Source organism: Mesorhizobium sp. WSM4830 (assembly GCF_055811495.1).
On sequence record NZ_JBVVQI010000019.1, the window covers coordinates 72313 to 94791 of the forward strand.

General features: G+C 59.1%; 11 protein-coding genes and 2 pseudogenes. 4 read left to right on the plus strand and 9 right to left on the minus strand.

The genetic code is table 11. The features are described from left to right. Positions 1-20: 20 nt before the first annotated feature. The 6 genes from AC0L2Y_RS22715 to AC0L2Y_RS22740 form a co-directional block, all read right to left on the minus strand. On the minus strand, positions 21-908 hold the full coding sequence (locus tag AC0L2Y_RS22715; protein WP_473503215.1) for a type IV secretion system protein: 888 nt from the start codon (positions 906-908) through the stop codon (positions 21-23). Between the two features lie 59 nt (positions 909-967). Then, positions 968-1645, minus strand: a complete 678-nt coding sequence (locus AC0L2Y_RS22720; protein WP_473503404.1) for a TrbJ/VirB5 family protein — start codon at positions 1643-1645, stop codon at positions 968-970. Positions 1646-1658: 13 nt separating this feature from the next. Continuing rightward, positions 1659-4028: a type IV secretion/conjugal transfer ATPase VirB4 gene (gene virB4, locus AC0L2Y_RS22725; protein ID WP_473559625.1), complete on the minus strand. Its 2370-nt coding sequence runs from the start codon at positions 4026-4028 to the stop codon at positions 1659-1661. Beyond that, positions 4028-4354 carry a type IV secretion system protein VirB3 gene (locus tag AC0L2Y_RS22730; RefSeq protein ID WP_473503211.1) on the minus strand — a complete coding sequence of 109 codons (327 nt, stop codon included), beginning with the start codon at positions 4352-4354 and terminating at the stop codon, positions 4028-4030. Before AC0L2Y_RS22730 ends, virB4 begins: the two co-directional genes overlap by 1 nt. Further along, positions 4354-4659 carry a pilin major subunit VirB2 gene (virB2, locus tag AC0L2Y_RS22735; protein WP_473503402.1) on the minus strand — a complete coding sequence of 102 codons (306 nt, stop codon included), beginning with the start codon at positions 4657-4659 and terminating at the stop codon, positions 4354-4356. Before virB2 ends, AC0L2Y_RS22730 begins: the two co-directional genes overlap by 1 nt. 74 nt (positions 4660-4733) lie before the next feature. Further along, positions 4734-5507, minus strand: a complete 774-nt coding sequence (locus AC0L2Y_RS22740; protein WP_473559626.1) for a type IV secretion system lytic transglycosylase VirB1 — start codon at positions 5505-5507, stop codon at positions 4734-4736. A gap of 1396 nt (positions 5508-6903) precedes the next feature. On the opposite strand from AC0L2Y_RS22740, the gene virG reads away from it, so the two are divergent. Then, entirely contained in the window at positions 6904-7623 is a 720-nt protein-coding gene (gene virG / locus AC0L2Y_RS22745) for a two-component system response regulator VirG (RefSeq protein ID WP_473503207.1), read from the plus strand. A 27-nt stretch (positions 7624-7650) separates the two neighbouring features. After that, positions 7651-8225: pseudogene (locus AC0L2Y_RS22750) on the plus strand (ISKra4 family transposase); the annotation flags it as partial. Between the two features lie 23 nt (positions 8226-8248). On the opposite strand, the gene AC0L2Y_RS22755 reads toward AC0L2Y_RS22750, so the two are convergent. The 3 genes from AC0L2Y_RS22755 to AC0L2Y_RS22765 form a co-directional block, all read right to left on the minus strand. Continuing rightward, a complete protein-coding gene (locus AC0L2Y_RS22755; RefSeq protein ID WP_473559627.1) occupies positions 8249-16738 on the minus strand; it encodes a Ulp1 family isopeptidase in 8490 nt (2829 codons plus the stop codon). 75 nt (positions 16739-16813) lie between these two features. After that, positions 16814-18559 (minus strand): type IV secretion system ATPase VirD4, encoded by a 1746-nt coding sequence (gene virD4, locus AC0L2Y_RS22760; protein ID WP_473559628.1) that lies wholly within the window; start codon positions 18557-18559, stop codon positions 16814-16816. Positions 18560-18801: 242 nt separating this feature from the next. After that, on the minus strand, positions 18802-19668 hold the full coding sequence (locus AC0L2Y_RS22765) for a hypothetical protein (RefSeq protein ID WP_473559630.1): 867 nt from the start codon (positions 19666-19668) through the stop codon (positions 18802-18804). 299 nt (positions 19669-19967) lie between these two features. On the opposite strand from AC0L2Y_RS22765, the gene AC0L2Y_RS22770 reads away from it, so the two are divergent. Further along, the gene (locus tag AC0L2Y_RS22770) at positions 19968-20585 is read left to right on the plus strand and encodes a hypothetical protein (protein ID WP_473559632.1); all 618 of its coding nucleotides are present in this window, start codon (positions 19968-19970) and stop codon (positions 20583-20585) included. A 179-nt stretch (positions 20586-20764) separates the two neighbouring features. After that, positions 20765-21270: pseudogene (locus AC0L2Y_RS22775) on the plus strand (IS21 family transposase); the annotation flags it as partial. Positions 21271-22479 lie beyond the last annotated feature (1209 nt).

Here is a 22479-nt window from a genome sequence, read left to right on the forward strand (position 1 = left end):
GTTGGCACCGCGCTAATTGATTAACCACCCGCCGTTTTGGCAAAGTGGCGACTGAGGCTGTTAGGCGCTCGGTTCGCACCTGCCAAAGAGCCGCCGGCGATGCTGCTGGCGATCATCGGAAGCGCGACGATCAGAGCGTCGCCAGCCAGGAAAAGCATGTCGAGCTCGTAAAGCCCGATGATCTTGGCTGCTGTCGTGCCCGAGAATTTGATCACCCCAAGCATGACTACCAGCGAGGCTGCTTCGGCAGTGATAACTATCGTTGCAACGATGTTGAGGAGGAGAAGAAGCAGCCCGTATGAGAGCAGTTGGCCGATCCATCTGGTGGCTATGTCTCGAGTGTGATCAAAAAGGTAGCCTACAAGGACCAGGGGGCCGATCGTCAAGAGCACCTTCGTCAGAATTCCAACGGCATCGTAGATCTCGAACGCTGTCCACAGCGCGCCGTAGAAAATCCATTGCGCTCCCTCAAAAGCAAGTATGTCCTGTCCATTCATAGGCCCAATTTCGGAAGCAATCACCTGAAGGACATACTGAGTTAAAGCAAACATGATATCGAGCTTCTGGGGGATTTCGATGAAGGGCAAGTCGCTGCCACTGACGTGGTGAGCAAACCTCGGAATCGTGTCGTCGAAGAGCACTTCAATGTACTGCTGGTAGTTGGCCTGCCCTAAGATGAGGGCAACGACAATCGAGACCATGATTACGCGCGATATACCACCGCGCGCATCGACTTGACCACGCATGACCAGGCAGCCTTGGATTATTATCCAAAGCGTGACACAGGCAACCAGAGGCGCACTGACCGCCTCTTGGATGTTTTCAAGCACTTTGTGCAGACCGGACTTAAAGGCCCCGTGAAAGATCGTGTGTATAGCCGTGAATGGCGCGTGAATTTTGAAAGGCATGGCGTGAGCCTGATTTGTCCCTGATCAGCTCAGCTGAGCCGGATGAGACTCTGCGTGGTTTACGGGAGGAACATCTTGGCGGTTTCCTGGCGTTCGCGACGCTGCGTGGCGGCCTCCTCCACGGCGTGAAGGCTGCCTTGTGCAGTGGCCATCGTCAGCAGACTCGTGGCCTGGACATTTTGGATCATCGCATCGTGAATCTGCTTGAGGACCAGACCGTTGGTCACGGTGGCCTGCACAATATTTCTCGAGCTGGAAAGCTGGCCAAGCGTGTTGTCGTTGGCCTTAAGGCGCTTGTCCATTACGGCCAGAGTGTCGGCTGCAAGAGCTGCGGCATTGGCGGCACCAGCGCTTTGTCCCTGTAACAGTTTCGCTTCTGAATCGGTGCCGGTGATTATCCGGTTTGAGTCCTCCGTAATGTGACGCGCCATAGTCGAAACTGGCGCCCGAGCATCAAACATCTGCCCCTCGAGCTTATTGCTGGACGGGTAGTGATTTCCTTGGTTCAGTGCGCCCAGCAGTGTCGTGACACCGAATGACGACTTTAGCATATCCACCATTTCGATCGTGGTAGCGAGCGTCGCGATTGACCTCTCAAGGATCGCCGCATTGGAAAGCGCTGTTATGGTCACTTGTGATTCTGTTACCGGGTCGCTGACGACAAATTGCGACCGCGCCTGTGTGCTAAGCAGAAAGGAAGCAGCAAGCGTCGTCGCTGCAAGTTTGGCAAATCTCATGAATATTTCTCCGTCAGTCTTGAACTTCATGGTAACGGGCCATGAACTTGTCGAGCCACCCACCTGGGGCATCTCCGTGCTGGTCACGAAGCTGGTCGGCAAAGCGCACGGTGTTGGCCCGCCCTGAGAGTACGGCTACATACTCGCGCATCTGCCCGAGATCGAATTCGCAAACAACACTCCCGCTGTCGCGCTTGAGCAAAAACTTGCGGCTGCCAATTGCCATTCCCTGGCGGATTGCCTCGAACTCCTGCGTGGTGCACTTCAAGCCATCGATATACGCAGCCCGGTCCGCCGTCGGTGAAGGGTAGAAAATCTTCGTCATACATTGTGCAACGAGACTAGCTCCGAGGGGCGATTCAAGCACGTGTTCAGGCTGCTGCGTTGCGAGTATCAACATTCCGTTGTTTTTGCGGACGGTGAGCAAGAACTTGTCGATAACAGCCGAGAACTGGGGGTTGAGCAGATAGAAACGAAATTCGTCGCAGCTCATGACGAATCGACGGCCATCGACAACAGCACCCACGCGATGCAGAAGATATGCGGCGGCCGGCGCACAGACCTCCTCAAATTCCAGGAGCTGTGTCATGTCGAAGCCCGTAATGGAGGCATCCAGCCTTACTTCGTCGACATCGCCGTCAAAGGCCCATCCAAGCGCATTCCCTCTACACCACCGCTGCAGCCGTGCTCCTGCGCCCTCGGAGGGGCTGTGCAGCAGGAATTCGCGTAGGCCCGCAAGTGAGCGCATGACCGGTTCGAACGAAAGTTGACGAACAATGCCACGTTCCAATCGACGGCTTTCCTCCGGCGAGATCGGACCACGGCCGTCACTCTCGATTAGGGCCATCAACCATTCGCGCAGAAAGTCCAGCGAGGCGGAGGTGTTGTCCAGTCCCCGCAGAGGGGCCAAGCCGCTGGGAGCGCCTCTGCGCAACGCAAGATATGTCCCTCCCGTGGCTCGCACTAGGAGTTCACCACCCCGGTCTTTATCGAAAAAGACGATCGCACCATTACGATCGACCAGGCTTTGCTCAAGCATCGCGAGGATAAAGGTCATCAGCGTCGTCTTGCCTTTGCCGACGGGCCCGAATATCGCCGTCATGCCGACGTCATTCTCATGGGGGATGTAGTCGAAAGAAGTTCCCCCGTTTGTGCGAAAGCGCGCAACAGCTTTGCCCCAGTGGCCGGAAGTGGAACCGCTTGGGAAGTTCTCAAATGAGACAAGCCCGGCAAAATTGTACGAGGTGATCGCCCCGGGGCGTGTGCGCCACCTGTTGTTCCCCGGAAGTTGGGACCAGTACGCGGCCTCCATGCCGATACCCTCTTGGACGATGACGGCGCCCGCGTCGGCCAGCCTTGCGCGCGCATTTGCTGCGCGATCTGCAAGGGTATTGAGGCTGTCGGCATAGACGCACAGGCTCAAATGATGCGAACCCATGACGAACTCGTTGCTTGCCAGTGCGTCCTCTGCCGCGGCAAGTTCATTGATCTGGGTGAGAGCCTTGTCGCCGGCGCTCGTCATCTGGCTGGACTTGAGGCTAAGCTTCGCATGAGCTTGTGGCCGAGTGAGGAAGGAAAAGCTCTGGCTGAGGACAAGCGGGAAGTTGGCGGACAGCAAGGAATTTAGCATGCCCGGCCGCGTCGTCGCCGGATATTCACGGAACGAAAACAATGATCCCACGGAACTACCGCCGGGTCTTCGAATCTCAAGCGCCCGCTTCCCGCAGATGACCTGGTCAGTGTAGATCGAGGCGCCAAGTGAGCCGGTAACCATCGGAACCGGAAGAAACCGGCAAGTCATCATCAGCCGAAGCGCCTCACCAATTTCCGTGAAGAGCACGTTGCCTTTCTCACGAATACCCAACCGGCGGAGACCGTAACCGCCGAGTGAGCCAGCAATGATCTGCCAGAGGTCCTCCAGGCTTCGCATTTGGGTGGCCAGGTCGTTGTCATTCCGTCTGGGGGATTTGGCAATGCGCCAGCCGATCTTGCCGATTGCGCTGCGGGGGAACACGATGACAGTGAGGAAGTGATCGTTGCGAAAGAGCTTTCCCGACAGCACACGGCGCTCGTAGGCCCCGCTCAGACTGCCAGCGAATGCACTTTGAAACTGACGCGGTGCCGGCTCCGGCACATCGCTGTTTCGCACGAGATGAGCGTATATCGAGACATTGTCATCGGCGATGTTGCGCAAGAGAGTGTTGAACGCGCGGCAGCGCGAATTGCGCATCTCAGCGTCTTCCAAATCAAACGGCAGCCCGTTCACGTGTGCCATGGCCATGATCGATCCGTCTTCCAGAAGGACAACCTGATCGCTTAGATGACCGACATACGGAAGATAGATCTCACCAGATCTCTCGGTCCGGCCACTGGCGCCAAACATTACACCATACCTCTTCCGCGTTTGGGCACTCTGATCGGATTGGCGCTGACGCTCGCGCCACCCCAGACCGGCCCGTCCACGCTTCTGCCGGCCGTCTGCAAATAGAGGAGCGCGACGCTTGCGGCGTTATAGTCACGCTCAACAACCAGCCGTGCTCCGAACCAGAGTGGCGCGAGCACGATTTCGTAGAGTGGATTCTGAAGGATAATGATGACGAGCCCAGCCAACATCATGAGCAATCCGGCCAGCGTCAGCGGCACCCCCAGAAACAGTGCGGGGCGTGTTGCCGCCACATAGAGGGTGCTCACTTCCAGCCGGTCGCTCATCAGCCACCGCCTATGAGCGCCTTGCCCAGGAAGCTGGCGCCGAACATGATGACGATCCCTCCAACGACACCCGCAACCAAGCCAAGTGAAGCACGACCGAACATCCAAGAGATACCGATGGCCACGAGTCCGAGCACAGCCAGTGATTGTCCGAAGGGGCCAAGTATGAAGGTGCAGATATTCTGGACCATCTTGGCAGGATCCGCCCCTCCGGTCACCTGAGCCGCGGCTGGCCCGCTGGAGAAGACCGTCCACGCCGCGCCTGCAGCAGCGGCCGGTACATATTCAGCCGCGATGCGCAGCATGGAAAAAGGCGAAGGAACACGCGTTTTAAGCGCACGAAGTATTTTGAGTGGCTTTATCATTTTATCTCCATGATTCAATCGAATACGAGTTTGTTCGCGTTCGAGGGTTCCCGCTCTTCCGCAGCCTGGGGACCGGAGGGGTCTGCCCCCGAGCGGTTCGGCTGATACGAGCCCCAGATGTCCCACGAATCTTGTGTGGGCTGCTTTTCATTGGTCTGCTCGCTTTGTTCGAGCAGAGGCGGCACGGCTTTCCGACCGGGTGCCTCAAGATGTCGCACGTCTCGAGCAGTCGGCTCCAGCCTCCGCTCAAGGAGCCTTGAGATATCCTTCGCGGCCGACTCGACCTTGCGCACATAACCGTTGGCGAAGCCGCGCGAGACGTCGCCGGTGTTATAGGCCGAGATGGCACGGCGAAGCGCCAGTTGCTGCGCCACAGCAGTCGTGCCGCCGGCATACCGGCTTTCAAGTAAGTGGGCGGCAGCCGAAAGCGAGGCGCAGGGCTCGAAGGCCTTTTCCGGCGTGAGCTTGAGCATAGGAAAGTTCTTGCTGTTTATCTGCATCAATCCAACGTCCACAGAATGTTGTGCTTCGAGGCGGTTCTTGACGCCCCGCGTGGCTTCCAGGTGATCTATCCAGCGAAGCTGCTCACCTGTGGTATTGTCGTGAGCCACGAGCGTATCAAAGCCACTTTCAATTTTGGCAATCGCGGCGAGCGTGGACGGCGCAACCCAGGGAGCGCATTTGCGCGATAGGCTGTCGAACTCACCGGGGGAAAGTGGCGCAGGCTCGCCCGGGACTGACATGGAGGTCAACAGGACGAGGGCCAGGGGCCAAGCTGCAATAAACATTCCCTATCACCTACCTCTCTAAGCCGCCGGACGATTTTGGCCTTTCCGGCACGCGCTTATCGGGGAGGTTTGTTACTGCGTGATGTTCAAGTTCAGCTTTTCGGTTTCAACTGTAGCAAAGGACATTTGTTGGCATGGGCGTGCGTGAAAGCACCTTGCTCATGCCGTGGCGTGGCGCCGGCCCGATCAGTCACCGACAAATCCGGAGCATCTTGGTACGATCACTCCTGAGCGGGATTGCTCGCCCCGGGCCGTCCGTTGCTCCTAGATCGTAAGCCGCGACTTCGGCGTCATGACAAATAGGGATAGCATCTTCTCTCAGGGCCAAAGCCAAAGCACACAACGAGACGGTTGGGGGGTTCGTTCTGGCTGCGGATCATCGTGGGTCGATCGAACGGGAGAAACCGACGGAGGCGCCAAGCCGCCGCATATGCGGCATGCTGCCATTGGTTGAACAGACAGCCATGCGCGGCCATACACACTCAAGTCACTGATTCAACACCGCGAGCTCACCCGCGAAGTGCTGGCTCCAAGGCGCAAACCCGTGGGCGCGAGGGTCAACTGGGAAGGCGTAGCGACCAGCACGCAGCGCATTGTGTTGAAAGCCTGGTCCAGCTTTTCGCCGCGCTAGGTGAAGAAGCCTGTACAGTCCCATCGGCAGAAAACCGCACGCCATTAACGGAATCCGACTGGGCTATCGCCAAGGATGATCACGAGGTTCGATTTGGCGCTGTCGACTTTTGTGGTCTTACCGGTGACGTGATAGGCTCCAAGCGGAGGTCTTGAATAAGATGAGAATGTTGGGTCGGACGGTAACCGTCACCGGACCAGCCGTCGCCCGAAACAGGATTGACGCTTGGCCACCTCGGAAGAACCCGACTTTGCAGGAGACGTACTATTTGGCACAAACCATCAATGGCGAATCACATTCGTTCTTCCGCCGACCGCCTCTCAGGGGATCAATCAAACGCCGCTGCTCAACCACGTCCGAGCCCGACCCGCGAGCAGGAGGATGTCGAGATGATTCAGGTCCGCAAGGCCAGATAACGTGACGAAGATTCAGGACATGGCAGGCAACTCGGCATCCATGCCGTCGAAGGAGTGGTATGAGCAGGCCTGCACCAAACTGACAAAACGGGAAGCTCGATGCGAAAAAGCGAAAGACCTCACGGCAGGTCATGTCGGCGCTTGAACCTGTCTGGTGACACGGCTAAATGCATGCGGCCAAATTCGCGATCGATAAGGCGCCAGCTTTCTACCAATTCTGGACGAGCAAGGCCCTCGTTACTGGCCGCCCGCAGCGGCGAGTGGGACCAAGGTGGAGCTGTTCTACATCGGTTCCTAGGGTTGCTCGGCAACAGCTTAGATAGGGCGATTCGAGATTGAAGGTGAGCCGTTGAAACATGTTCTTGTCATCGATGATGATGCCGCAATGCGGCGCCTCATCGCCGAGTATCTCACCATGCATGCCTTGAAGGTAACTGCAGTCCACGATAGCAAGCAGTTTGACCATGTTCTTTCACATGAGCCAGTCGATCTGGTGGTTGTTGATCTTAACCTAGGCCGGGAGGATGGACTTGCGATCGTCCGCAATCTGGCGACAAAATCGGATGTTCCCATCATAGTGATCAGCGGCGACCGGCTTGATGAGGCGGAAAAAGTGGTTGCACTGGAGCTCGGCGCAACCGATTTCATTCCCAAGCCTTTCGGGATGCGCGAATTCTTGGCCCGCATTCGAGTAGCGTTACGCCAGCGCATTCCGCGAACCAGAGATCAGCGCTCATTTCGCTTTGGGGCCTGGAAGCTCAGCGTCAAGCAGCGGCGACTGATCTGTGAGGAGCGTGGCGAGGTCAAGCTTACCGCATGTGAGTTCAATCTCTTGATCGCGTTTCTGGAGAACCCACGCAACGTGTTATCCAGAGAACGGCTTTTGCTCGCGAGCCGTGTGCGTGGAGAAGAGGTCTATGATCGAAGTATCGATGTCCTAATCTTGCGCTTGCGCCGAAAGCTGGAGGCTGATGCGGCCAATCCTCGCCTGGTCAAAACATGCCGTGGTGCAGGGTACTTCTTCAACGCTGACGTAGATGTCAGCTACGGAGGCACCTTGGCCGCTTGACCGGGAGCTATTCTGGACTTTCCCGAGTACATCCGCCACCGTGACGACCGGAAGAAAAATCGAGCTGATCGCAGGCCGCTCGCGGCCTGAAGACGGCGCTCCGCGCTACATCGGTTTCGGCCACGGCGATGATCGCGAGCTGCAACGGCGCATTCTCGACCATCTCAAGAAGCAGGGTGTCCAGGCCAATTAGGATATTACCTTCATCACCGACGGTCCGCTCGATCGCGGAAATGATTGCACCGGCGAGCGAGCATGTCCTCGACTGGTTCCATATCACCATGCGCACCACGGTCCTTCGCCAGTTCGTGCAAGGGCTCGAAAACCACGACGAGCAGGCCGGACAGGACATGCTTGAAAACGTGCGCAGGATCAAATGGCATCTCTGGCATCTTAACGTCTATCGTGCCCGTGACGAAATCGCCGACCTGCAGTTCGACCCGGAAGGTCTCGAGACAGGCTAGCCGAACATGCGCAAGTTCCTGACCGCCATCGGCGAGTTCCAGGCCTACATCGCCTTCCAACAAGCCAGCCTGATCAATTACGGCGAGAGCTACCGGTCCGGAGAGCGCATCAGCGCCTCTGTCGTCAAAAGAGCTGTTCTGCTTGACCCCAGCCATGGAGCTCAACGCCCCGCGTCGGAGCGCTCTCTGCTTCTGAAGGAAGCCATTAGGTCCGCTCGGGCTTGATCGGAGGGGCTGATGGACGTCGTGGTTGCTTCGCTCGGCTGCCGCCCCAAGGCGAGGCTTTGCGGATTATCAGTCCTCTGCCTCTTCGCCGGTCTCAACAGCGCTGTGTAATGTTCAGTGTTGATGATGACGCCCCCGGTGTTGCTCCTGTCAAGTGTACTCGTCAGCTCGTCCTGCGCCTCGCGCGACTTGCTCAAGTGCCGTTCAAACGGCGCTGGCGCGACTTGTCGGGCTTGCTGCTCTTGCAAGACGGCGTGTTGCACCCGCGACCCGGCTGCTGCAAAAGCATCGGCGGGGATTGCGGCAAGCTCGTGCGGCAAGCGGCCGTGCCTCAGTCGGTTTTGCAGCGCCTGCCGATCGGGGACGAGGTAGTCGAGGTGCAGCGGCAGCTGCGGGACTGGCCGTTCTTCATTCGCCAATCGAAGAACCAGCTCGCGCGTGCCATCCACCACGAAGACGCCGCAATCAACACCGTTGTTCTGCTGCGCCATGACGGGTGTCACCAGGGTGGTCGCGTCCAGTCTTGTTGCGAGCTCTATTGCAGGCGCGTTGTTGTATCCCCGTCCATAGCTCTGATGGATGGAGTCGTAGTGATAGGCGACCGTTCTTTCCGGGTCGCGGCGATCAACGAGCAGCAGCGACCAATGCTCAGTGCGTCCCTCGTTCTCCGCCGTAGCCATAGGATTGCCACTGTTCACCGGCAGGAACACGAAGTCGGCTGGGGCGTCGTTTTGATGGTAGATCGACAGCAACCTACCTTGCACGTCCCCGTCGTGACGGCGCAGTTGCTGGGAGACCAAGGGATCCACCAGCCTTGTTCGGGCGGCGAGCACTGGGTGGGCCGCCTGCAGGTACTGCTCCAGCAACTGGTAATCCCTGTGGATATGGACGTCGTCCAGCAGGTCGGTGGCCCCGAGAACCGCCCCCCGGGGGAGGTTAGACGAGCCTGACGGAAGCGTTCCGATCCGTGCATCGGAAGAGGTGGTCAGATCGATTAACGGAACACCGCGATAGGTGTCTGACAGCCTCGCGGTCGCTGGCGAGACGGGTCCTGCTGCCGCTGCAGATGCACTCATCGGACCGCGATCGACGAGCCAAAAGTCGTTGCGCCCTTCTGGCCTCTCGGCGGCGTAGCCCTGACCTTTAATCTCGTAGTTCCATTGCGGCTTTTCCGCATCCGGCACGAGGTCATGGCGGTCCAAGAAAGAGAGCATCGCGTCTGGGGCGTGTTGAGTCCCATGGGGAAAGCCTTTGGGGACGGTGAATGAGACGTTTATGGAGTTCTCGATCGTAGCGGGGGGTGCCTCAGACCTTGCGAAGGGCGCGGCCTCCGCATGCAGCCTTCCGATGTATTCGGACCTTGTCCCTTGAACCGATAGCCCTTCCAATGGCAACTGCTGCCTGGGAGGCTGCATCGGCACGCGGCCGGCTGAATTGCCGATTTCGCTCAGCGGCGGCTGAATGGCGGCGGCTTGCGGCGTATTCAGGGCCCTCTGCCTCTCCGCTGGCCGCAACAGCGCCGTCGAATGTTCATTGTTGATGATGAACCGCTCGGGTGGCAGGAGGTTGCCCCGGTCAAGCGCATCCGACCAGGGCCGGTGTTGGCTGGCAGCTAACGCTGGCGGGGCGGCGGCCTCAACTCCGGCGTGCCCAGAGCCGGCCGCCGCGAAAGCGTCCGTCACGCTTCTGTCTGACGCAGACTCCATATCGCGAACCCGTCCCAACGCCCAGCGGAGATTGCGGCTGCCTGGAAACAACGTCTCGGCGAATTTGATCCGCGAATCATGATCCAGCCCAGAGATCGTCAGGCCCTTACTCTCCAGCGCTTCAGAAAATCTGCGAAGACTACGACCATAGACAACACGGGAGGTTGAGGCCAAGCTGCTGTCACTGGCCACTTGTTCCAAGACCTGCGCGTCTGCCTTTGAGGGCACCGGCACTCGCCGCCGGCCAGGCGCCGAATAGCCCGGCTCATGATACGCACGCAGGACGTTCAATGCCGTCTTTATATCACCGTTTTTCGGAAAGAAAGCATCGACGTGATCGACCAGGGATTGGTGATTTTTTAGATCAGTCGCTTGGCCGCGAGCGCCGAGATCATTCGCCAATTGGCGAAGTGCAGACGTGTATATTCGGACCGTGCTCTCGCTATATTTTTGCTGAACCGCAGCGTGAGTGATCGCCCGATCAATAAGGTCCCGGTGTTCGTCGGACAGATGGGGATAGCGGGTAGCACGGGCGCCACTCGCGACAGGTTCGGCTCGGCGCGGCTCGGCCACGTGCTGCTCAAAGCCCGCTTGCCGGGCCTGGCCCGCAACCGGCAAGAGGTCATGGTGGTCCAAGGAAGAGAGCATCGCGTCTGGGGCGGGTTGAGTCCCATGGGAGAAGCCTTTGGGCACGGCGAATGAGACGTTTATGGAGTTCTCGATGGCAGCGGGGAGTGCCTCAGACCTTGCGAAGGGCGCTGCCTCCGCATGCAGCCTTCCGATGTGTTCGGACCATGTCCCTTGAACAGGTACCCCTTCCAATGGCAATTCACCCAACTGCTGCATGGGGGGCTGCATCGGCACGCGGCCGCCTGAATTACCGATTTCGCTCAGCGGCTGCTGAATGGCGGTGGCTTGCGGCGTATTCAGGGCCCTCTGCCTCTCCGCTGGCCGCAACAGCGCTGTGTAATGTTCAGTGTTGATGATGACGCCCCCGGTGTTGCTCCTGTCAAGTGTACGCGTCAGCTCGTCATGGGCCTCGCGCGACTTGCTCAAGTGCTGGTCAAACGGCGCTGGCGCGACTTGTCGGGCTTGCTGCTCTTGCAACACGGCGTGTTGCACCTGCGACCCGGCTGCTCCAAAAGCTTCCGCGGGGATTGCGGCAAGCTCGTGCGGCAAGCGGCCCTGCCTCAGTCGGTTTTGCAGCGCCTGCCGATCGGCGACGAGGTTGTCGAGGTGCAGCGGCCGCTGCCGTTCCGGCCACTCTTCATTCGCCAATCTCTGAACCAGCGCGCGCGTGCCGTCCACCACGAAGACGCCGCAATCAACACCGTTGTTCTGCTGCGCCATGACGGGTGTCACCACGGTGGTCGCGTCCAGTCTTGCTGCGAGCTCTCGTGCAGGCGCGTCATTGTATCCCCGTCGATAGCTCTGATGGATGGAGTCGTAGTGATAGGCGACCGCTCTTTCCGGGTCGCGGCGATCTACGAGCAGCAGCGACCAATGCTCGTTGCGTCCCTCATTCTCCGCTGTAGCCATAGGATTGCCACTGTTCACCGGCAGGAACACGAAGTCGGCTGCGACGTCGTTTTGATAATAGATGGACAGCACCGTATGTTGCGCGTCCCGGTCGTGACGGCGCAGTTGCTGGGAGACCAAGGGATCCACCAGCCGCGTTCGGGCGGCGAGCGCTGGATCGGCCTGCTGCAACTGCTGCTGGAGGAATTCGTAATCCCTCTGGATATGGGCGTCGCTGAGCAGTTCGGTGGCCCCGAGCACCGCCCCCGCGGGAAGGTTGGACGAACCTGACGGAAGCGCTGCGATCTGTGCATCGGAGGAGGTGGTCAGATCGACCAACGGAACACCGCGATAGGTGTCTGACAGCCTGGCGGTCGCAGGCAAGCCATGTGCTGGAGCCCTTGCCGGTACTGCCGCCGCTGCAGCTTCCCTCATCGCACCGCGATGGACAAGCCAAACGTCGTTGCCTCCTTCTGGCCTCCGGGCGGTGTAGCCGTGACCTTTAATCTCGTAGTTCCATTCCGGCTTGTCCGCGTCCGGCAAGAGGCCCTGGTGATCCAGGAAAGGGAGCATCGCTTCTGGGACGCGTTGAGTCCCATGGGAGAAGCCTTTGGGGACGGCGAATGAGATGTTTATGAAGTCCTCGAGCGCAGCGGGGGTCGCCTCAGACCTTGCGGAGGGCGCGGCCTCCGCATGCAGCCTTCGGATATGTTCGGCCCCTGTGCCTTGAACGGATACCCCTGCCAATGGCAATTCACCCAACTGCTGCATGGGGGGCTGCATCGGCACGCGGCCGCCTGAATTGCCGATTTCGCTCGGCGGCTGCTGAATGGCGGCGGCTTGCGGGGCCCACTGCCTCTCCGCTGGCCGCAACGGCGCCGTCGAATGTTCATTGTTGACGATGAACCGCTCGGGTGGCGGGAGGTTGCCCTGGTCAAGCGCATCCGGCGAGGGCCGGATCTGCTGTTGGCTAGCAGCTAACGCTGGCGGGGCGGCCTCAACTCCGGCGTGCCCAGAGCCGGCCGCTGCCAAAGCGTCCGCCACGATCCTGTCTGACGCGGGCTTCGCATCGCGAACCCGTCCCAACGCCAAGCGGAGATAACGATTGCCTGGAAACAACCCCTCGGCGAGTTTGATCCGCGAATCATGATCCAGCCCAGAGATCGTCTGGCCCTGACTCTCAAGCACCTTAGAAAAATTGCGAAGATTACGACCATAGATAAGACGGGTGGTTAAGGCCAAGCTGCTGTCACTGGTCACTTGTTCCAAGACATGCGCGTCTGCCTTTGAGGGCGCCGTCACTGGCCACCGGCCAGTCGCTGAATAGCCCGGCTCATGATACGCACGCAGGACGTTCAACGCCGGCTTTATGTCCTTGTTTTGCGGAAAGAAAGTATCGACGTGATCGACCAGGGATTGGTGATTTTTTAGATCAGTCGCTTGGCCACGAGCGCCGAGATCATTCGCCAATCGGCGAAGCGCAGACGAGTATATTCCGAGCGTCGGCGCGCTATGGTGTTGCTGAGCCGCAGCGTGGGCGATCGCCTTATCAATCACGTCCCGGTGTTCGTCCGACAGATGGGGATAGCGGGTAGCAGAAGTCGCTGAATAGCCCGGCTCATGATAGGCACGGAGGGCGTTCAACGCCCTCTTTATTTCCTCCTTATTCGGAAGAAAAGCATCGACGTGATCGACCAGGGATTGGTGATTTTTTAGGTCAGTCGCTTGGCCACGAGCGCCGAGATCATTTGCCAATCGCCGAAGTGCATACCTGTATTTTAGGACCGTGCTCTCGCTATATTTTTGCTGAGCCGCAACGTGGGCGATCGCCTTATCAATAAGGTCCCGGTGTTCGTCGGAAAGATGGGGATAGCCGGTAGCGCGGGCGCCACTCGCGACAGGATCGGCTCGGCGCGGCTCGGCCACGTGCGGCTCAAAGCCCGCTTGCCGGGCCTGGCCCGCATTCGGCAAGGGGTCGTGGCGGTCCACGAAAGGGAGCATCGCGTCTGGGACGCGGTGAGTCCCATGGGAGAAGCCTTTGGGGACCGCAAATGAGACGTTTATGGAGTTCTCGATCGCAGCGAGGTGCTTCTCAGACCATGCGGACGGCGCGGCCGCCGCATGCAGCCTTCCGATGTGTTCGGACCATGTCCCTTGAACAGGTACCCCTTCCAATGGCAATTCACCCAACTGCTGCCTGGGCGGCTGCATCGGCACGCGGCCGCCTGAATTGCCGATTTCGCTCAGCGGCTGCTGAATGGCGGCGGCTTGCGGCGTATTCAGGGCCCTCTGCCTCTCCGCTGGCCGCAACAGCGCCTTCGAATGTTCATTGTTGATGATGAACCGCTCGGGTGGCAGGTGGTTGCCCTGGTCAAGCGCATCCGGCCAGGGCCGGTGTTGGCTGGCAGCTAACGCTGGCGGGGCGGCGGCCTCAACTCCGGCGTGCCCAGAGCCGGCCGCTGCGAAAGCGTCCGCCGTGATGCTGTTGAGGTCACCCGGTCCAGCGGGCATCCCTGGCTCGCTGAAAAAAGACGAGGCGGCTTGGTCATCCTGCCCTCGCTGAAGCAGTTCGCTCAACCCCTGTTCCAGTCGCAGAAGCTCCTCTGGATTGGTTGGCGACTCGTCAGCTCGATCATCGAACAGCCGCCGGACCGCCTCGGGAACCCCGTCTGACACGGGCTCCGCATCGCGAACCCGTCGCAACGCGAAGAGGAGATTGCGGTTGCCTGGAAGCAACGTCTCGGCGATTTCGATCCGCGAATCGTGATCCAGCCCAGAGATCGTCTGGCCCTGACTCTCAAGCACCTCAGAAAATTTGCGAAGATTACGACCATATTCAGCACGGCTGCCTAAGGCCAAGCTGCTGTCACTGGTCACTTGTTCTAAGATATGCGCGTCTGCCTTTGAGGGCACCGGCACTCGCGACGGGACAGTCGCTGAATAGCCCGGCTCATGATACGCACGCAGGACGTTCAACGCCGTCTTTATATTACCGTCTTTCGGAAAGAAACTATCGAGGTGATCGACCAAGGATTGGTGATTTTTTAGATCAGTCGCTTGGCCACGAGCGCCGAGATCATTCGCCAATCGGCGAAGCGCAGACGAGTATATTTCGAGCGTGCTCTCGCTATATTTTTGCTGAGCCGCAGCGTGGGCGATCGCCTTATCAATAACGTCCCGGTGTTCGTCGGACAGATGGCGATAGCGGGTAGCACGGGCGCCACTCGCGACGGGAGCCGGATCGGCTCGGCGCGGCTCGCCCACGTGCTGCTCAAAGCTCACTTGCCGCGCCTGGCCCGCATCCGGCAAGAGGCCATGGTGGTCCAAGGAAGAGAGCATCGCGTCTGGGACGTGTTGAGTCCCATGGGAGAAGTCTTTGGGGACGGCGAATGGAACGGGTGGCAGGTGGTTGCCCTGGTCAAGCGCATCCGGCCAGGGCCGGTGTTGGCTGGCAGCTAACGCTGGCGGGGCGGCGGCCTCAACTCCGGCGTGCCCAGAGCCGGCCGCTGCGAAAGCGTCCGTCACGCTTCTGTCTGACGCGGACTCCATATCGCGAACCCGTTGCAGCGCCAAGCGGAGATAGGGGTGGCCTGGAAACAACGTCTCGGCGAATTTGATCCGCGAATCGTGATCCAGCCCAGAGATCGTCTGGCCCCGACTCTCAAGCTCCTCAGAAAATCTGCGAAGACTACGACCATAGACAGCACGGGTGGTTGAGGCCAACCTGCTGTCATTGGTCACTTGTTCCAAGACATACGCGTCTGCCTTTGAGGGCACCGTCACTGGCCACCGGCCAGTCGCTGAATAGCCCGGCTCATGATACGCACGCAGGACGTTCAACGCCGGCTTTATATCCTTAATATCATTGTTTTTCGGAAAGAAAGCATCGACGTGATCGACCAGGGATTGGTGATTTTTTAGATCAGTCGCTTGGCCGCGAGCGCCGAGATCATTCGCCAATCGGCGAAGCGCAGACGAGTATATTCGAAGCGTCTCCGCGCTATGGTGTTGCTGAGCCGCAGCGTGGCCGATCGCCTTATCAATAACGTCTCGGTGTTCGTCGGACAGATGGGGATAGCGGGTAGCAGGGGCGCCAGCAGTCGCTGAATAGCCCGGCTCATGATACGCACGCAGGACGTTCAACGCCCTCTTCATATCATCGTTTTTCGGAAAGAAAGCATCGACGTGATCGACCAGGGATTGGTGATTTTTTAGATCAGTCGCTTGGCCACGAGCGCCGAGATCATTCGCCAATCGGCGAAGTGCATACGTGTATTTTCGGACCGTGCTCTCGCTATATTTTTGCTGAGCCGCAACGTGAGTGATCGCCTTATCAATAACGTCCCGGTGTTCGCCGGAGAGATGGGGATAGCCGGTAGCGCGGGCGCCATTCGCGACAGGATCGGCTCGGCGCGGCTCGGCCACGTGCTGCTCAAAGCCCACTTGCCGGGCCTGGCCCGCATCCGGCAAGGAGCCATGGCGGTCCAAGAAAGAGAGCATCGCGTCTGGGACTTGAGTCCCATGGGAGAAGCCTTTGGGGACGGCGAATGAGACGTTTATGGAGTTCTCGATGGCAGCGGGGGGCTCAGCCCTTGCGGAGGGCGCGGCCTCCGCATGCAGCCTTCCGATGTGTTCGGACCCTGTCCCTTGAACGGGTACCCCTTCCAATGGCAATTCACCCAACCGCTGCATGGGGGGCTGCATCGGCACGCGGCCGCCTGAATTGCCGATTTCAATCAGCGGCTGCTGAATGGCGGCGGCTTGCGGCGTATTCAGGGCCCTCTGCCTCTCCGCTGGCCTCAATAGCACTGTGGAATGTTCATTGTTGATGATGACCCACCCGGGTGGCAGGTGGTTGCCCTGGTCAAGCGCATCCGGCCAGGGCCGGATCTGCTGTTGGCTGGCAGCTAACGCTGGCGGGGCGGCGGCCTCAACTCCGGCGTGCCCAGAGCCGGCCGCTGCGAAAGTGTCCGCCACGATGCTGTTGAGGTCACCCCCAGCGGGCATCCCTGGGTCGCTGAAAAGAGACGAGGCGGCTTGATCATCCTGCCGTCGCTCAAGCCCTTCGCTCAATTGTTCTAGTCGCAGAACCTCTTCTGGATTGGTTGGCGACTCGTCAGCTTGATCGAACAGCCTCCGGGCCTCGGCAAGGTGCTGCTCAAAGCTCGCTTGCCGGGCCTGGCCCGCTTGCCCCTCTTCCAAGGCGGCATCCTGCACCTGCGACGAAGCTGTTACTCGGGATGGATTACTATTTCGCGGGTCCACATTAGCCTCACATCAAACTGTATCGTCAAAGTCCTGCGCTAATCCACGCAGCGGCTCATCGAGTTGAGATTCTGCCGAGAGCCTCTCGTCTGCTATCGTCAAGGGTGCCGGCTCCGGAAGGGCGCCTGTCTGGCTTTCAAAGATGCGTTTCAGAATGCGATCCGAATAATATCGCACCTTCCTCAATTGCAATGGTGGCAGACCTTTGATGAGAACGATCTCGTACTCGTCATTGAGCAGCCGCACCTGTTCGGGACGCAACAGCGGTGCACCTTGATGTGAATTCTGAATGTTCCAATCGAACGTGCGCGCCTGGCTGTAGGAAATCGATTGGGCTTGAAACGTGTATTCACCGATAGCTTTGGAAATGTAGTTCGGAGTCTCGTCATCGGCAGTGGCCATGAACACTTGCAGGCCGGTATTGCTGAGAAAATTCTGCTTGCCAGCCTCGCCATAGGCCCCCGTCAGTGCCGAGAGGCTTTGGATGATGAGCATGAAGCGACCCTTGTAGCCCGCGATGGTCGTAATTGCGGTCTCGATCGCCTCCAGCTTACCCAAGTGCTTGAATTCATCGAGCAGAAACAGAACTTCGTATTTTTCATCCCGGCGAGGCAGCGACCGCTGTAGAATTGAAACGACTTGCTGAAAGAACAGGCGTATCAAAGGCGCGACCACCTCAAGGTCGTTTGGACCAACGCAAAGATAGATGCACGTTTTGCGACGGCGAAGATCATAGACCGAAAAATCTGAGCGACTTGTCGCCGCCTTTACAGCGGGATCCGCCCACAAATTGAGCCCGCCATCGCCAAGGACGGACGTGTAGGAGGTTAGGATTTTTGTATCGTTCCCGGCCATGTCGTCGAAGATGCGTTGTGCCTCTTTGTTCCGGGTCTCCATGGCGAGTCGCGCGAAGAGCTTAAACTTCTCCCCCGGCTGGGCGAAGAGATCATAGACGGCGCCGATTGTTGGCGTGCCCCGCTCGATGCAGGCGAGGATACCCGCGACAAAGAGATCTCGCGCGCCGTTGACGAAACCTTCCGCGCCCTCCCCCTTCGCCGTAATCAGGTTTGCTGCCAAGCGGCGGGCCTCGGTGAATTGCTGCTGTGGAGACAGCGCAATAAGGTCCAACAGCGGATTATAGCAATTCGTGCGCCGCTCCGAATCCAGCGGCGCAAATTTGAACACCTCGGCGCCGGCGGTCTGCCGCGCCCTCGAGGTAAGCTCAAAGAGCTCCCCCTTGACGTCGAGAGCTATCACCGAGCCTTTGAATGTAAGTAGCGTTGGGATGACTATGCCGACGCCCTTACCAGCACGGGTCGGTGCAACGATGAGGCTGTGAGGCTGCTCGCCATTGGTCAGGTAGTAGCCAGGCCAGAAAGGGCCACTCGTCTTCCCAAATACCGGGCCTGTCACGCCACGGTATCGTCGCAGATATCCGGTGCGTCGCATTTCATCCACTCGAGCCCAACGAGCCGTCCCGTGGTGTTCGAGCTTACGGCGCAATACGATCTGCTGAATCAGCAAGACGACCGCGGATGTCGAGAGCACGATAGCCGCGCCCCGATAGAAGACGGGGGTTGCGAAACCCAGATAGAAGGGCGTCTCAAACCAAAAGGCACGGACGTCAAACGTCATCAAAGCCTCGCCGCCACCGCCGTGAAGGAACGTTGCGTACAGACTTGCCGCACAGAAGCCCAAGGCGAGTGAGCAGGCGATGCTAACGGCTATGTTGGGGGGCGTCGTTTTTGTTGAAGGCATTGTTCCATTGCCGGATTAGCCGTAGCTAATGCTGCGGCTTCAAACACCGAACCGACGTCGCGCGATGTCGCCGCCCGACAGATCGATGCCGCAGCGGGTGGTGCAATGGTTGCATCGCACCACCCGGCAGGCGTGGTCTTGAAAGTTACACCAGGCAGGTACATCAACGGCCAGCGAATTGGAGATGGCAAGGCCGTGAACGGAATTCGGGGAGAAAGCGTCACTGTACCATGGCCGAGACCTCAACGGCCGGAGCGATCTCTGCTTCTCGAGGCAGCCATCAGGTCGTCTCGAGCGTGACTGAAGTCGTGGTTAATGGCCTGACCGACTAGACCACCCCGCTGCAGCTGTTCATAGGAGATTTGCGCGCTTGTCGCACGGACTGCAGCCTCAAGACCTGCTATATGGCCGTCCAGATTCGCATTCCGTTCCGCTGCTGCATACCGCGGCGGAGGCATGTGCGGCAAGATATCTTGCATGCCGGGAACTGCGTGAGCTTGGGCCTGTTGATTTGCGTCTAATTCATGATACACGGCGATAATGGCATTTTGTGCGTTCTCCTTGACCATGTGGTGATTATGAGGATCAGCCGCCAATTCAATGGCCTGCTCAAAAATGCGGGATTTATTTGCGTCATTAAACTTACCGAAGTTTTGTGAAGCGTAAAGAGCTCCGAGAGCTTGCTCCGGTGGCTCCATGTTGCCAATGCGATTAACAACAGCATCTTGCATCTGTGGCGTTAGGTAATTGGCTATACTACTGACCGCTCTGACTTGCTCCAATGCGACGTTATCCGGCTGGTACCCCAATCCGTCTGTCAATTTCCGGGCCAGCTCCATGGCTGATTGTCCGAGCTGATTGGCCCGCCTTTCAAATTTCGCGAGGTCAGTTTCTGGCCCGGGTTGAGTGCCCCGAACGGCTGTCCGCGCTTGCGTCCCGAGGTCTTTGAAGCCCCCAAGATTTCGCGCTGTATCGCGCGGGTTAGCGGTTACCAGCCGTTCTGCAACATCGCTCAATGGCCCCTCTGGAAGATCCAGGAGGCCACTGAGTCTCCCCCCGCCTTGGGATGAACTTGCAGCTGCGCGTGCCCGTTTGTTATCGCGATCCATTGCTCGGCCTCCAAAGGCGTTTCTCTACCCCATGAGGTTACCACCGAAGCTTGATCTGCTGAACCAATATGGTGTTACACTTGTAGTCTCGGGGGCTTCTCCCAGCTCTCTGGGTCACGCCGCGAGCCCATCTAAGCCAAAGAAATATGATGAAGTTGGCCTCAAAGACGATGCATGTTTCGCAGCCTGATGGCACGAATGGCACGCCGATGCCGCCTCTTTCGCCTGCTCCTACCCGCCGTTGGAAAACGCCGGCATGATGTCGCTCGCAGCAGCTTCTCCTTTGAGAGCAGACCCGTATGCTCGAGCGTTTCAATGACGACCATCGCCATTCCAGCCGACACCCGCGGCTGTCCTCCTCCCTTGGCAAGGAAATCAGTCGCGACCTGGTCGGCAATTTGCACAAACCCCCCGCTAATGCATTGCCGTGCCATGCCACCACCAAGCCATTCCTGCTGCAGTTGGGCTTCGACAGCCTTCGCTATCCAGGCGGTTTTCATTTTCGGCAAAGGGTCGCCGCCCTTCCAGGCAAACTCGTCCCGTTTTCTCGATGGTATGAAGGACATCTCGGCGGGAAGCCAAAGCAACCTCAGCCGATGCCGGTCACTACAGGGAGGCAAGTCTTGCCGCATTGGCCGATCGCGATTTCGGCGCTTACCTCGCTACCCAATGCGACAAGCACTCTGCCGAAGGCAGATCGCGCTACCCCGGCGCGCGTCGACGGAAATGCATGCCCCTTTGCTGTGGGCGCCGGTTCCGGTACTGAACCACACCGTCGTCATCGCGACAGGCTTCCCGACCTGGCCGGAAGCTACTTCCTCTACGATCTGAGGCACCGCGCGCGGACGTCCGCCACACACGCTGGCACACTCCGAAACAAAAATGCCCATAGCCCACCGCGCACTGTCATCGGGTGAGGAATATTCCCTGATTGTGAGCATCGAAGACTTCCCTCGTTGGCGCTGCTGCCGCCCGCGACGCGTCTCGGAACTGGCGGCTTTCGCTCCGGCCTCGATGGTCCGTTCCGATTTGATCGGAATAGGAGCGGCGTTAGTGGTCCAAGGAGAACTTCTGATCATTTGGATCTACTCAAGGCCTGTCCGTGACGGCGATCGCCCGGCGAACATGCCGCGACCCAAGATGGTCTGCAAATACATCGAGCGCGGGCTCGAACTCCCGGCCTATGGCCCGGGACAGGCGGGGCGGCCAAACAAGATCGCCCCCTTTGTCGACTATCTACGCGAACGGAACTCAACCTTTCCCGATCTGAGCGCCTGCGCCTGACGCGCGAGATTCGTGAGACCGGCTATGACGACGCCTACACCGCCGTGAAGCGCTTCGTGGCCATGATCCGACTGCAGGAGCAGGTGCGTCCCTTCGAGCTGCAGTTCGAGGCTCCGGCCGGACATCAAGCACAGATCGACTTCGCGCGGTTCGTCACCGAGTTCACCGACGCGCCGGGCGTGATGCGCCATCGTCCGGCTGTTCTCGCTCGTGCTTAGTCACTCGCGCTAGTTCTTCGCCCACTACGTCATGGACCAGGACCTGCAGACGTATTGCCGCTGTCATATGCAGGCTTTCGACGCCATTGGAGGAAACCCGTCTAGGGCCGACCCACGCGGGCGGCCTCAATACGCGATGACCCGCTCTCACGAAGGTACCGGCCAGCTGTACTGCGCGCGCAACCGAATTCTTTTGCAATCCGTTTCGCGCCTCAGCCGCATCGATGCAGGCGCACCATCGACATCACTTCCTCTGCTTGCAGCATCCCTTACCGTGCATCGCCCCTCGACGGTGCAGGACGCACAGAAATCCCATCTCCCAAGGAGAGGGGGCAGTTCTTCGCCTCGTCAGGGTCAGTTTCTCAATTCGGCCGACACCATCCACCGGCCATTCTGGTCCTGACAGCCTGTTGGCTGGGGTGATCGGGTGGACAGTCCGGACATTTCTGGGATTGCGCGCAAGCTGTAGCTGAAGCCCTTCGAAGCCATTCTCCGCTCCGTATTTGCGGGCAGCCTCCTTGCCCGGCTTGAACCGCTGACCGGAACGACGGGCCGTATCCCGAGCGGCGCGGTGAGCGCCAGCGTGAGCGGCTCGCCCGATGCGAGCTTGCGTCGCCTTCCTGATACCCTCCTCCCGCCTGATGCCGGCCCGAGGTGCGTCTGGCCTGACGGCCGACGCCCGCCTAACCACTGTGGCGTGCAGGTCTTTAACGGGCTGTGCAATTTGGAGTATCGATCAATGAGCGGATCAGCTTGCTTCTGATGCCCGCCATTTGCTTTTCGGGCGTCGCACCTGATTCCTCAAGAAGAGCAGCAGGGTGGTTCGATCCGGCACTGACCCTTAAGCGGGGGGCTGGTTTGAGCCGGTGCCGGACCGAACCGTCTCAGGGCAACGCCGGCTATCTCGTGGATGATTGGGACGATCTCGCGGCTAAACGGTGGCGACAATGTGTCACGGAATCACCGTTTCCAACACGCACTTGGCAAATGTGACTAGACGTTTCCGACTGTGCGGCGCAGCCCGGCTTCGGCCAAAGCTCTGCAGTTCGGCCGCGAAACGTGATGTTCGCTGTAGGAAGAGCACTGACCGGCCACAGCGGTCGGGATGAAGGATAGGGAAACACTCACAAGACTGATTCCGCAGCACGACGGGTGATCAACGCACAGTGACCAGCCGCTGCGGCTCGATGGCGCGAACTCGACCAGATCCTCATGCCTTAAGGACTCACACTGGAAAGCCACTGAGTGACGGGATCACCTTCCCGGTTGCTCACATCTAGCCTACCTGAGGGACTCGGAATCATGGCCA

Excerpts from the sequence above, each read along its gene's own strand:
- AC0L2Y_RS22715 (WP_473503215.1), bottom strand. The coding sequence starts at position 908 with ATGCCTTTCAAAATTCACGCGCCATTCACGGCTATACACACGATCTTT.
- AC0L2Y_RS22720 (WP_473503404.1), bottom strand. The coding sequence starts at position 1,645 with ATGAGATTTGCCAAACTTGCAGCGACGACGCTTGCTGCTTCCTTTCTG.
- virB4 (WP_473559625.1), bottom strand. The coding sequence starts at position 4,028 with ATGTTTGGCGCCAGTGGCCGGACCGAGAGATCTGGTGAGATCTATCTT.
- AC0L2Y_RS22730 (WP_473503211.1), bottom strand. The coding sequence starts at position 4,354 with ATGAGCGACCGGCTGGAAGTGAGCACCCTCTATGTGGCGGCAACACGC.
- virB2 (WP_473503402.1), bottom strand. The coding sequence starts at position 4,659 with ATGCTGCGCATCGCGGCTGAATATGTACCGGCCGCTGCTGCAGGCGCG.
- AC0L2Y_RS22740 (WP_473559626.1), bottom strand. The coding sequence starts at position 5,507 with ATGTTTATTGCAGCTTGGCCCCTGGCCCTCGTCCTGTTGACCTCCATG.
- virD4 (WP_473559628.1), bottom strand. The coding sequence starts at position 18,559 with ATGCCTTCAACAAAAACGACGCCCCCCAACATAGCCGTTAGCATCGCC.
- AC0L2Y_RS22765 (WP_473559630.1), bottom strand. The coding sequence starts at position 19,668 with ATGGATCGCGATAACAAACGGGCACGCGCAGCTGCAAGTTCATCCCAA.
- AC0L2Y_RS22770 (WP_473559632.1), top strand. The coding sequence starts at position 19,968 with ATGCTCGAGCGTTTCAATGACGACCATCGCCATTCCAGCCGACACCCG.